General features: G+C 72.0%; 12 protein-coding genes. 10 read left to right on the plus strand and 2 right to left on the minus strand.

Annotated features, from left to right (window positions below; all coding sequences use genetic code 11):
• The 6 genes from ACFC0D_RS22805 to ACFC0D_RS22830 all read left to right on the plus strand — a co-directional run.
• On the plus strand, nucleotides 1-997 hold a 997-nt coding region (locus ACFC0D_RS22805; protein ID WP_376438842.1), incomplete at its 5' end, for an ABC transporter permease.
• A complete protein-coding gene (locus ACFC0D_RS22810; protein WP_376438844.1) occupies nucleotides 994-2115 on the plus strand; it encodes an ABC transporter ATP-binding protein in 1122 nt (373 codons plus the stop codon). The genes ACFC0D_RS22805 and ACFC0D_RS22810, both read left to right, overlap by 4 nt.
• Nucleotides 2085-3269, plus strand: coding sequence for an ABC transporter ATP-binding protein (locus tag ACFC0D_RS22815; protein ID WP_376438978.1), 1185 nt, complete (start codon nucleotides 2085-2087; stop codon nucleotides 3267-3269). The genes ACFC0D_RS22810 and ACFC0D_RS22815 overlap by 31 nt, the downstream gene beginning before the upstream one ends.
• Before the next feature lie 154 nt (nucleotides 3270-3423).
• Complete coding sequence (locus tag ACFC0D_RS22820; RefSeq protein ID WP_376438847.1) at nucleotides 3424-4101, plus strand: trimeric intracellular cation channel family protein; 678 nt, start codon at nucleotides 3424-3426, stop codon at nucleotides 4099-4101.
• A 23-nt stretch (nucleotides 4102-4124) separates the two neighbouring features.
• Nucleotides 4125-4973 carry a thioesterase family protein gene (locus ACFC0D_RS22825; protein WP_376438849.1) on the plus strand — a complete coding sequence of 283 codons (849 nt, stop codon included), beginning with the start codon at nucleotides 4125-4127 and terminating at the stop codon, nucleotides 4971-4973.
• 855 nt (nucleotides 4974-5828) lie between these two features.
• Complete coding sequence (locus tag ACFC0D_RS22830; protein WP_376438852.1) at nucleotides 5829-6992, plus strand: cysteine desulfurase family protein; 1164 nt, start codon at nucleotides 5829-5831, stop codon at nucleotides 6990-6992.
• Between the two features lie 44 nt (nucleotides 6993-7036).
• Here the strand turns inward: ACFC0D_RS22830 and ACFC0D_RS22835 are convergent, their stop codons facing one another.
• Nucleotides 7037-7687, minus strand: coding sequence for an N-acetylmuramoyl-L-alanine amidase (locus tag ACFC0D_RS22835; protein WP_376438855.1), 651 nt, complete (start codon nucleotides 7685-7687; stop codon nucleotides 7037-7039).
• Nucleotides 7688-7748: 61 nt separating this feature from the next.
• Between ACFC0D_RS22835 and mnmA the strand changes: the two genes are divergently transcribed.
• On the plus strand, nucleotides 7749-8876 hold the full coding sequence (gene mnmA / locus ACFC0D_RS22840) for a tRNA 2-thiouridine(34) synthase MnmA (RefSeq protein WP_376438857.1): 1128 nt from the start codon (nucleotides 7749-7751) through the stop codon (nucleotides 8874-8876).
• A 44-nt stretch (nucleotides 8877-8920) separates the two neighbouring features.
• Here mnmA and ACFC0D_RS22845 read toward each other — a convergent pair whose 3' ends face one another.
• Nucleotides 8921-9730, minus strand: a complete 810-nt coding sequence (locus tag ACFC0D_RS22845; protein WP_376438860.1) for an alpha/beta fold hydrolase — start codon at nucleotides 9728-9730, stop codon at nucleotides 8921-8923.
• Nucleotides 9731-9828: 98 nt separating this feature from the next.
• Between ACFC0D_RS22845 and ACFC0D_RS22850 the strand changes: the two genes are divergently transcribed.
• The 3 genes from ACFC0D_RS22850 to ACFC0D_RS22860 are packed head-to-tail and all read left to right on the plus strand — an operon-like array spanning nucleotide 9829 to nucleotide 12117.
• Nucleotides 9829-10392 (plus strand): TIGR00730 family Rossman fold protein, encoded by a 564-nt coding sequence (locus ACFC0D_RS22850; protein ID WP_376438862.1) that lies wholly within the window; start codon nucleotides 9829-9831, stop codon nucleotides 10390-10392.
• Nucleotides 10393-10399: 7 nt separating this feature from the next.
• Nucleotides 10400-11098: an SDR family oxidoreductase gene (locus tag ACFC0D_RS22855; RefSeq protein WP_376438865.1), complete on the plus strand. Its 699-nt coding sequence runs from the start codon at nucleotides 10400-10402 to the stop codon at nucleotides 11096-11098.
• Between the two features lie 5 nt (nucleotides 11099-11103).
• Nucleotides 11104-12117, plus strand: a complete 1014-nt coding sequence (locus ACFC0D_RS22860; protein WP_376438868.1) for a methionine synthase — start codon at nucleotides 11104-11106, stop codon at nucleotides 12115-12117.
• The last annotated feature ends 23 nt before the right edge of the window (nucleotides 12118-12140 follow it).

Below are 12140 nucleotides of genomic sequence, written 5' to 3' on the forward strand. Positions count from 1 at the left end.
CAGTGCATATCTCGTCCGACGGCTGTTCGCCGTCGCAGTGATGCTGATGGTCGTCACCCTGGCGACGCTCAGCATCTTCTTCCTCATCCCCAAGATGACCGGCAGCGACCCTGCCGCGATGTTCGTCGGCAAGCAGGCGGATCCGGCTTCCATCGAAGCTGTCCGGCAGAAGCTGGGCCTGGACGAGCCGATCCTGGTGCAGTTCTGGCACTTCGTCTCCGGAATCTTCGTCGGCCGCGACTACACCGGCGGAGGCAGCACCATCCACTGCGAGGCGCCGTGCTTCGGCTACTCGTTCCGTACCGAGCAGGACGTCTCGACGATGCTGGTCGACGCCTTCCCGGTCACCATCTCCATGGTCATCGGTGCAGCCGTGCTGTGGCTGGTCATGGGCGTCTCCACCGGTGTGATCTCCGCCCTCAAGCGGGGCACCATCGTCGACCGCGCCGCGATGGTCACCGCCCTCGCCGGTGTCTCGCTCCCCATCTTCTTCACCGCCATGCTGGCGATGCTGATCTTCCGCACCCAATTGGGCTGGCTCAACGCTTCGTACGTGCCGATCAGCGAGTCCTTCGGCAGCTGGTTCGGCGGACTGCTGCTGCCCTGGATCACCCTCGCCTTCCTCTACGCGGCGATGTACGCGCGGCTCACCCGCGCCACCATGCTGGAGGTCCTCGGCGAGGACTACATCCGTACCGCACGGGCCAAGGGTCTGCCGGAGCGGGTCGTGCTCGGCAAGCACGCCATGCGCTCCACGATGACCCCCATCCTGACCATCTTCGGCATGGACCTCGGCGCCCTCGTCGGCGGCGCGATCCTGACCGAGACCGCGTTCAACCTCCAGGGCCTCGGCTGGATGGCGATCAAGGGGGTCAGCGAGCGCGACCTGCCGCTGATCATGGCGGTCACGCTCATCACCGCGGCCGCCGTCGTCATCGCCAACCTCGTGGTGGACCTTCTGTACGCGGTGATCGACCCCCGAGTGAGGCTCGCATGACGGACAAGCTGACCAAGACCGGCGCGGCGCTGGGAGAACCGGTCGCGTCCGGGAACGCCCCGTCCGACGCCTTCCTCGACGTCCGCGACCTGAAGATCCACTTCCCGACCGACGACGGTCTGGTCAAGTCCGTCGACGGACTCTCCTTCCAGCTGGAGAAGGGCAAGACCCTCGGCATCGTGGGCGAGTCCGGCTCCGGCAAGTCGGTGACCTCGCTCGGCATCATGGGTCTGCACACCGTCGGCCAGTACGGGCGGCAGAAGGCGCGGATCTCCGGCGAGATCTGGCTGAACGGCCGTGAGCTGCTCTCGGCCGACCCCGAAGAGGTGCGCAGGCTGCGCGGCCGCGACATGGCGATGATCTTCCAGGACCCGCTGTCGGCGATGCACCCGTACTACTCCGTCGGCGCACAGATCGTGGAGGCCTACCGGGTCCACCACCCGGTCGACAAGAAGACCGCCAAGAAGAGGGCCGTCGAACTCCTCGACCGGGTCGGCATCCCCGAGCCGGCCAAGCGCTTCTCCAACTACCCGCACGAGTTCTCCGGCGGTATGCGCCAGCGCGCGATGATCGCGATGGCGCTGGTCAACAACCCCGAGCTGCTCATCGCGGACGAGCCGACCACCGCGCTCGACGTGACCGTGCAGGCGCAGATCCTGGACCTGATCCGGGACCTGCAGAAGGAGTTCGGCTCCGCGGTCGTCATCATCACGCACGACCTCGGCGTCGTCGCCGAGGTCGCCGACGACATCCTCGTGATGTACGGCGGCCGGTGCGTGGAGCGCGGACCGGCCGAGGCGGTCTTCTATGAGCCGCAGCACCCCTACACCTGGGGCCTGCTCGGCTCGATGCCGCGGATCGACCGCGACCAGACCGACCGGCTCATCCCGGTGAAGGGCAACCCGCCCAGCCTGATCAACGTGCCCAGCGGCTGTGCCTTCAACCCCCGATGCCCGTACGCGGACGTGCCCAAGGACGGCATCACGCGCACCGAGCGCCCGGAGCTGCGGCTCGCGCCGACGGGCGGCGAGGGCGCAGACCGCCACTACTCCGCGTGCCACATGTCGTCGGAGGAGCGGACCCGGATCTGGACCGAAGAGATTGCGCCGAAGCTGTGAGCGACAACAAGAGCACTGAGCCCCTGCTCAAGGTCAACGGCCTGGTGAAGCACTTCCCGATCAAGAAGGGGCTGCTGCAGCGCCAGGTCGGGGCGGTCAAGGCGGTCGACGGCATCGACTTCGAGGTCTTCCCCGGGGAGACCCTCGGCGTCGTCGGCGAGTCGGGCTGCGGCAAGTCGACGATGGGCCGGCTGATCACGCGGCTGCTCGAACCGACGGGCGGCACGGTCGAGTTCGAGGGCGTGGACGTCTCGCACCTCGGTGTGGCCAAGATGCGCCCGCTGCGCCGCGACATCCAGATGATCTTCCAGGACCCGTACGGCTCCCTGAACCCGCGCCACACGGTCGGCACGATCGTCTCGGCGCCGTTCAAGCTCCAGGGCGTGGAGCCCGAGGGCGGGGTCAAGAAGGAGGTCCAGCGCCTGCTGGGCCTGGTCGGCCTGAACCCGGAGCACTACAACCGCTACCCGCACGAGTTCTCGGGTGGTCAGCGCCAGCGCATCGGCATCGCGCGGGCGCTCGCCCTGAAGCCGAAGCTGGTCGTCGCCGACGAGCCGGTCTCGGCCCTGGACGTCTCGATCCAGGCGCAGGTGGTGAACCTCCTGGACGACCTCCAGGAGGAGCTGGGTCTGACCTACGTGATCATCGCCCACGACCTGTCGGTGATCCGGCACGTCTCGGACCGGATCGCGGTGATGTACCTCGGCAAGATCGTGGAGCTCGCGGACCGCAAGTCCCTGTACGAGTCGCCGATGCACCCGTACACCCGCGCGCTGATGTCGGCGGTCCCGATCCCGGACCCCCGCCGCAAGGGCGCGAAGAGCGAGCGCATCCTGCTGAAGGGCGATGTCCCCTCCCCGATCGCGCCGCCGCCGGGCTGCCGCTTCCACACGCGCTGCTGGAAGGCGACGGAGGTCTGCAAGACGGTGGAGCCCCCGCTGATCGAGCTCCGCCCGGGGCAGCGCGTGGCCTGCCACCACCCGGAGAACGCGGACGGCCTGACGGTGCCGTCGGCGCGGGAGTCGGTGGAGGTGTCGGTCACGAAGCCGGAGGCGTCGGCTGCGGAGGCCGTCGCGAAGGCGGAGGCCCCGGACGTCCCGGCCAAGGACGCCGAGAGCGCCGAGAACACCGAGGGCGACGCCCCGAAGGCGTGACCTCACGCAAGGCCCCCGCCGCCCCACGGCAGCGGGGGCCTTGCCGTGCGCGGGGCGCCCGAGGCCGCCGCCCTGGAGGGTGCGGGCCGGGCCCGGGGCCGGGGAGCGTCGTACGGCGCCGTCGCCCCTGCGGGGACCCGTCACAATGGTCGCCGTGCTCCACGACCTCTTCAGCCCCTCCGTACAACACGCCCTCGACCTCGTCGGCATCTTCGTCTTCGCCATCTCCGGCGCCCTCCTCGCCGTCCGCAAGAACTTCGACGTCTTCGGCATCGCTGTCCTCGCCGAGGTCACCGCCCTCGGTGGCGGCCTCCTCCGGGACCTGATCATCGGCGCCGTGCCCCCGGCCGCCTTCACCGATCTCGGCTACTTCGTCATGCCGCTCGTCGCCACGGTCCTCGTCTTCTTCCTCCACCCCGAGGTCGAGCGCACCCAGAACGCCGTCAACGTCTTCGACGCCGCCGGCCTCGGCCTCTTCTGTGTCACCGGCACCACCAAGGCGTACGAGTACGGCCTCGGCCTCACCGCCTCCGCCGCGCTCGGTCTCGCGACCGCCGTCGGCGGCGGTGTCCTGCGCGACGTCCTCGCCAACGAGGTCCCCTCGCTCCTCCGCTGGGACCGGGACCTCTACGCCGTGCCGGCGATCGTGGGCGCCACGATGGTCGTCATCTGCATCCGCTTCGACGCCCTCAACACGTACACCACCGGTGTGGCCGTCGCCACGGCCTTCGTTCTCCGCCTGCTCGCGATGCGCTACCACTGGCGCGCGCCCCGAGCCTGGAACCGCCGCTCCTCCGCCCGCGAGGAGCCCGAAAAAGCTACCGCTCAGTAGTTTCCTGCTGTACCGTCGAAACCATGAGCACGAGCATCGAGACGATCGCGGGGACCAGCGAGTTCGACCGCGACACCGCCGTCACCCTCCGCGCCCCCGGCGTCTACGACGCCGATCTCTCCGCCGGGTGGACCATCATCAGCGCCGTCAACGGCGGCTACCTCCTCGCCCTGCTCGGCCGCGCACTCGGTGACCACCTCCCGCACCCGGACCCGTTCACGATCTCGGCGCACTACCTCACGCCGTCCGTGCCCGGCCCCGCGGTGATCCGCACCGAGACCGTCCGCACCGGCCGCACCCTCTCCACCGGCCAGGCGTCCCTCTTCCAGTACGCCGAGGACGGCACCGAGGTCGAGCGCATCCGGGTCCTCGCCTCGTACGGCGACCTCGACGCGCTCCCCGACGACGTCCGCACCACTGCAACGCCCCCCGCGATCGCGCCCATCGAGCACTGCTTCGGCGCCTCCGACGGCCCCAAGCCCCCGATCCCCGGATCCAGCGCCATCACGGAGCGGCTCGACCTCAAGCTCGACCCGGCCACCGTCGGCTGGGCGATCGGCGCGCCGTCGGGCAAGGGCGAGATGCGTGCCTGGTTCGGCCTCGCCGACGGCCGCGAGCCCGACGCGCTCTCCCTGCTCCTCACCGTCGACGCGCTGCCGCCGACCTCCTTCGAGCTGGGCCTCAAGGGCTGGACGCCGACCGTCGAGCTCACCACCCACATCCGCTGCCGCCCGGCCCCCGGCCCGCTGCGCGTCTCCATCACCACGCGCAACCTCGCCGGCGGCTTCCTGGAGGAGGACGCGGAGGTCTGGGACAGCGCGGACCGGCTCGTCGCCCAGTCCCGCCAGCTGGCCCGAGCGCCGCGCGGCTGACGCCGGCGCCCGCCTGGGGCCGCCCTCCTTTCACCACCCCGGGGTCGGTCCCGACCGGTGAAGTCCGACAGGCTGCTCTCGCCCTCCTGCTGCTCCTCCGCGCCCCGGGGCCCGGCCCCCGCCACGGAGCTCGCCGAGCGCCTCGATGTCTTCGTACGCACCATCTGCGGGGCGCCGGGGCGCTTTCGGCGTCCGGTGTGCGGCAGCCCGGCCGGGCCCGTCGCGCCGACACGGTGGCATCGCCCTCCTGCCCGGCTTCCGTACGGATGTCATGGGGCCGACCGGCGACGAGTCCCGTGCTCTTGTCCGTACGTGCCGCCCGGGGCGCCCACCGCGGCCCTGCGCAAGATGGCCGCTCCCGCCGCTCCCGCCGAACCCCACCGGCCCGCCACCGAACTGACGACCCGGCACGACCCGGCACGGGAAGGCGCCGAACTGGCCCATGCGTGGGAGCAACTGCGCCGCCGGTGTCCTGGTGCGGGCCCGGTGCCGGCACGAAGCCTGGACCCGAAGGGGAGCCGACGGAGGTGGAACCGGCCCCGCCACAGCAGTCCCCGAACCGGGCGACGCCCGCCCGCTGCTTGCCCTGGGCGGCAGTATGGAGGTCCTGGAACCACCGGAGGCGCGCACCCTGCCGGCGGAGGCGGCAGCGGAAATCCTCGCCCTGCGCGCAGATCCTCGCCGAGGGAACTCCCACGCCGCGCCGCGGCCGACGCCCGCGCCGACGGGCCCCGCGGCCGGCCTCCTCGACCGCTCGGCGCCACGCCCCGCCCGCGCCCAACCCCCCAAAGGCCGGCCCACCCTCCCCGGGCCCCCGACCAACCGGCCTCCACGCCCTCGTAGAATCGAGGCACCATGGCTTACCTCGACCACGCCGCGACCACGCCCATGCTTCCCGAGGCGATCGAGGCGATGAACGCCCAGCTCGCCGTCACGGGCAACGCCTCCTCGCTCCACGCGGCCGGGCGGCGCGCCCGGCGGGCCGTCGAGGAGGCGCGCGAGACCCTCGCCGCCGCCCTGGGCGCCCGGCCGAGCGAGGTGGTCTTCACCTCCGGCGGAACCGAGGCCGACAACCTCGCCGTCAAGGGCCTGTACTGGGCCCGGCGCGACGCCGACCCCGCCCGCATCCGCGTCCTCGCGAGCCCCGTCGAGCACCACGCCGTGCTCGACGCCGTGGACTGGCTCGCCACCCACGAGGGCGCCACCGTCGAGTACCTCCCGGTCGACCGGTACGGCCGCGTCCACCCCGACGCCCTGCGCGAGGCGATCGCGCGCGAGCCCGAGACGGTCGCGCTCGCCACCGTCATGTGGGCGAACAACGAGATCGGCACGATCATGCCGATCCGCGAACTCGCCGACGTGGCCCGCGAGTTCGACGTCCCGCTGCATGCCGACGCCGTCCAGGCCTTCGGCCAGATCCCTGTCGACTTCGCCGCCTCCGGCCTCGCCGCCCTGACCGTCTCCGGCCACAAGATCGGCGGACCCTACGGCATCGGAGCACTGCTCCTGGGCCGCGAGTACAGCCCCGTACCCGTCCTGCACGGCGGCGGCCAGGAGCGTCACGTCCGCTCCGGCACCCTCGACGTACCTGCCATCGCCGCCTTCGCCGTCGCCGGCCGGCTCGCCGCCGAGCGGCGCGAGGAGTTCGCCCGCGAGATCGGCGCCCTGCGCGACGAGCTCGTCGCCGCCGTCCGCGCCGCCGTCCCCGACGCCATCCTCGGCGGCGACCCGGACGACCGGCTCCCCGCCAACGCCCACTTCACCTTCCCCGGCTGCGAGGGCGACTCCCTGCTCCTGCTGCTCGACGCCCAGGGCATCGAGTGCTCCACCGGCTCCGCCTGCACCGCGGGCGTCGCCCAGCCCAGCCACGTCCTGCTCGCCACCGGCACCGACCCGGACCTCGCCCGGGGCACCCTGCGCTTCACCCTCGGCCACACCTCCACCAAGGAGGAGGTCGCGGCGGTCGCCGAGGCCATCGGCCCGGCCGTCGAGCGGGCCCGCACCGCCGGCCTGGTCTGACGAGTCAGGAGTTCCGTCGGGCGTCCACCCGGGCGACCTTCCGCTCAGGCGACCTTCTTCGAAGCCTCCCGTACCAGCTTCATGTAGCGGTTCCAGTCCCAGTGCGGCCCGGGGTCCGTGTGATCGGTCCCGGGCACCTCGACATGTCCGATGATGTGCTCCCGGTCGACGGGAATGCCGTACCGGGCGCATATCCCGGCCGTCAGCCGCGCCGACGACGCGTACATCGCCGGCGTGAAGTCCTGCGGCCGGTCGACGAAGCCCTCGTGCTCGATCCCGACGCTCCGCTCGTTCATGTCCCGGTTCCCGGCGTGGAAGGCCACGTCGAGCTCGCGGATCATCTGCGCCACATGTCCGTCCTTACGGACGACGTAGTGCGTGGCGGCGCCGTGCCCCGGATTCTTGAAGACCTTCAGCGCGCTCGCGTAGCTGCCCTGGACGACATGGATCACCACCCGGTCGATCGTGTAGTCGGCGGGCCGGTCGGCCCGTCGCCAGTTCGCCCGGGACGCGGCCGACCAGTCGGCCCCCTTGTGGTCGAGCTCGCCCTCCACCCGGTCCTTCTCGGTGCCGGGCAGCCGCCACCAGGCGCGCGCCAGCTCGTCGCGGGCCAGCGCCGCCGTACCCAGCACGGCCACGCCGCCGCCGAGCAGGACGGCCCGCCGCCCCACCCCCCGCTTCTTGTCAGTCCCCATGTGAACGTGAACGCATACTCACGCGACCACGGTTCCCGGAGCCCCGTACCCTGGTAGAGCTATGACTCAGACTCCGCCGCCGCGCCCCCTCCGTGTCCTCGCCGCCATGTCCGGCGGAGTGGACTCCGCCGTCGCCGCCGCCCGCGCCGCCGAAGCCGGGCACGACGTGACCGGAGTGCACCTGGCGCTCTCCGCGAACCCGCAGTCGTTCCGTACGGGCGCGCGCGGCTGCTGCACCATCGAGGACTCCCGCGACGCCCGCCGCGCGGCCGACGTCATCGGCATCCCCTTCTACGTCTGGGACCTCGCCGAGCGGTTCCGCGAGGACGTCGTCGACGACTTCGTCGCGGAGTACGAGGCGGGCCGCACCCCCAACCCGTGCCTGCGCTGCAACGAGAAGATCAAGTTCGCGGCGCTGCTCGACAAGGCGCTCGCGCTCGGCTTCGACGCGGTCTGCACCGGCCACTACGCCACGGTCGTGCTCGACGAGGACGGCTCGCGCGAGCTGCACCGGGCGTCCGACATGGCCAAGGACCAGTCGTACGTCCTCGGTGTCCTGGACGAGAAGCAGCTCGCACACGCGATGTTCCCGCTGGGCGACACCCTCACGACCAAGGACGAGATCCGGGCGGAGGCGGAGCGCCGCGGGCTCGCGGTGGCGAAGAAGCCCGACAGCCACGACATCTGCTTCATCGCCGACGGCGACACCCAGGGCTTCCTGGCCTCCCGGCTGGGCCGGGCGGAGGGCGACATCGTCGACGAGTCGGGGACGAAGGTGGGTACCCACGAGGGTGCGTACGGCTTCACCATCGGCCAGCGCAAGGGCCTGCGGATCGGCCACCCGGCGCCGGACGGCAAGCCGCGCTACGTCCTGGACATCTCGCCGGTGAACAACACGGTCACGGTGGGCCCGGTCGAGGCGCTCGACGTCACCGGCCTGACGGCGATCAAGCCCCGCTGGTGCGGCACGGCCCCGGAGGGCTCCGGCCGCTACACCGCCCAGCTGCGCGCCCACGGCGGCGAGACGGCGGTGACGGCCGCCCTGGAGGGCGGCGAGCTGACGGTCACCTTCGACGAGCCGGTCCGGGGCGTGGCCCCCGGCCAGGCGATCGTGCTGTACGACGGCACGCGCGTGGTGGGCTCGGCGACGATCGCGACGACGGTACGGAGCACGGCGGCGACGGTCTGACGCCGTAGCGGCGCTCCGACCCCGAAGGGCACCGCCCCTCACTCCTACTCCTCCTCGAAGAACTCCGCCAGGACCGGCGCCAGGACGTGTGGTGCCACCTGGTGCGTCTGGCCCGTCAGGGTGCGATGGCGGCCGCGGGGGAGGGACGTCGAGACGACGTGGGCCGCCCGGCGCATCCAGGCGGGGCTCGCGCCGCCGTCGACCACCAGCACGCGCGCGTGGAGCCGCCGCAGGCGCTTGGCCGGCACCGCACCGTCGCCCAGCAGCGCGTGGTCGTAGGCCAGGGTGTGCGCCACGGCCTCGAGCCGCGGCCACTCCGCCCCGCCGCGCATCCCGGCCGGCGCCCCCGGCGCCATCGCGTCGGCGAGGAAGAGTTCGAGCGCCGCCGCCCGCTGCCCCCGGTCGAGGAGACCCGTCAGCCGGCGCCGGTGATCGGTGTGCGTCTCGCGCGCCCCGGCCTCCGCCGAGAACGGCGGCTCGTAGACCGACAAGCGGTCGATCGGCAGCCCCGCGTCCGCCGCGGCCAGCGCCAGTGCCCCGCCCGACGACGTGCCGTGCACGATCACCCGGCCGCCCACCTCGTCGATCAGCGCCGCCAGATCGTCGATCTCCCGTTCCACGGTGTACGGGCCGGTGTCGCCGCTCCCGCCGCGCCCCCGCCGGTCGTAGGTCACGACAGAGAAGCGCGGTGCGAGGAGCTCGGCCAAGGGCGCCTCGGTCGCGGCGGTGCACAGGGCCCCGCCCACCAGGACCACCGGCTGTCCCTCACCGCACCGCTCGTACGCGATCCGGGTGCCGTCCCCCGATGTGACCCGGCCCCGGGACCTGCTCAGCGTGCTGTTCACCTCGTCCATGCCAGATAGGACCGGAGCCGCTCCCGGAACTCATCGCGACTCGGCGGGATTTCCCGGAAATTCTTGGAAGTCGCAGGTCGGCGCCTACCGTGGAGGCCATGAACATCTGCGTCTTCCTCTCCGCCGCCGACCTCGACGAGCGCTACACCGCCCCCGCCCGCGACTTCGCGGAACGCCTCGGAAAGGCCGGCCACACGCTGGTGTGGGGCGGCTCCGACGTCGGTCTGATGAAGGTCGTCGCGGACGGCGTCGAGGAGGCGGGCGGCCGGCTCGTCGGCGTCTCGGTCGACTTCCTGGCCGCCAAGGCCCGGCCGGGTGCGGACGAGATGATCATCGCCAAGGACCTCGCCGAGCGGAAGGCTCTGCTTCTGGCCAGGTCCGACGCGATCGTGGTCATGGTCGGCGGCACCGGCACCCTCGACGAGGCCACCGAGGTCCTGGAGCTGAGGAAGCACGGCAAGCACACCAAGCCGGTGGTACTGCTGAACACGGCCGGGTTCTACGACGGCCTGAAGACCCAGTTCCACCGCATGGAGGCCGAAGGATTCCTGCCTCTCCCGCTGACGGACCTGGTCTTCTTCGCCGAGGACGGCGTGTCCGCTCTCGCCTACCTGGAGGCTGCGACTTCGACGGCTGCCGCCGGGGGCAACGCCGCACAGTGATGGGACCATGGTCCCCATGGCTACACATGTGATCACCGGGGCTGGTTCCGGCATCGGCGCCGCCGTCGCCCGTCGTCTGCACGCGCGCGGGGACGAGCTCGTGCTCCACGCGCGCGATGCCGGCCGGGCCAAGGAGCTCGCCGCCGAATTCCCCGGCGCCAGGACACTCGTCGGAGACCTCGCCGACCCCGACCGGCTCTCCTGGGCGTTCTCGCACCAGAGCCTGCCCGAGCGGGTCGACAGCCTTCTGCACATCGCCGGTGTCGTCGACCTCGGGCCGGTCGGCGACCTCACCCCGAAGACCTGGCGCCACCAGCTCAACGTCAACCTCGTCGCCCCCGCCGAACTGACCCGGCACTTCCTGCCCCAGCTGCGCGTCTCCCAGGGACACGTGGTCTTCGTCAACTCCGGCGCCGGGCTCAACGCCCATGCCGAGTGGAGCGCCTACGCCGCCTCCAAGCACGGTCTGAAGGCGCTCGCCGACTCCCTGCGCCACGAGGAGCACGGCAACGGGGTGCGCGTCACCTCGGTCTACCCGGGGCGGACCGCCAGCCCGATGCAGGCCAAGGTCCACGCGCAGGAGGGCAAGGAGTACGACCCCTCCCGGTGGATCGACCCGGAGTCCGTCGCGACGACGATCATCACGGCCATCGATCTGCCGCGCGACGCCGAGATCAACGACCTGACAGTCCGTCCGGGACGGTAGGAACAGTGAGCGAGACCAGCGAGCAGGCAGAATTCACCTGGGGGCCCGCCACCGGCGTCGGCTCCCTGCCCGGTGGCGACGCCCGCGAGGCGGCCAGGACGGTCACGGGCTCCTTCGAGGACTTCCCCTTCCTGGCGGAGCTCCCTGCCCGCGGGCCCGGCGCCGACATGATCGGGCGGACCATCGGGATGCTCGTCGAGATGTACGCACACGTGGAGCCGAGCGGATGGCGGGTCAGCGACCGGCCGGGCCGCGACACCCGGCGCGCCCACTCCTGGCTCGGCGAGGACCTCGACGCCCTCGAGGAGTTCACCCAGGGTTACGAAGGCCCGCTGAAGGTCCAGGCCGTGGGCCCCTGGACGCTCGCCACCGCCCTGGAGCGGCGCGGCGGCGAGGCGGCGCTCGGCGACCCCGGCGCCTGCCGGGACCTCGTGGGCTCCCTCGCCGAGGGGCTGCGCGACCACCTCGCCGATCTCCACAAGCGGGTCCCCGGCGCCCGGCTCGTCCTCCAGCTCGACGAGCCCTCCCTGACGTCCGTGCTGCGTGGACAGGTCCGTACCGCCAGCGGCTACCGCACCTACCGCGCCGTCGACCGGCAGGTCGTCGAGAGCGCCCTGCGCGAGATCATCGCGGTGCACGACGGCCCGGTCGTCGTGCACTCCTGCGCCCCCGACGTCCCGTTCGGACTGCTGCGCCGTGCCGGCGTCGCCGGGGTCTCGTTCGACTTCGGGCTGCTCACCGAACGTGACGAGGAGCCCATCGGCGAGGCGGTGGAGTCCGGCACGAAGCTCTTCGCGGGCGTGGTGTCCTCGACCGACGCCCCATTGTCGGACCCGGGCGGTAGCGTCATGGGTGTCAGGACGCTGTGGCGCAGGCTGGGGCTGAATCCGGGGACTCTCGCCGAGTCCGTCGTGGTCACTCCGACGTGCGGGCTCGCGGGTGCTTCGCCGGCATATGCCAGGGCGGCGCTCGCCCACTGCGCCCGGGCGGCGAGATCGCTCGCGGACAACCCTGAGTGACGGGGTCCGAGTCAACGGGAGGA

This window comes from Streptomyces sp. NPDC056222, from assembly GCF_042264065.1.
Classification (GTDB): Bacteria; Actinomycetota; Actinomycetes; order Streptomycetales; family Streptomycetaceae; genus Streptomyces.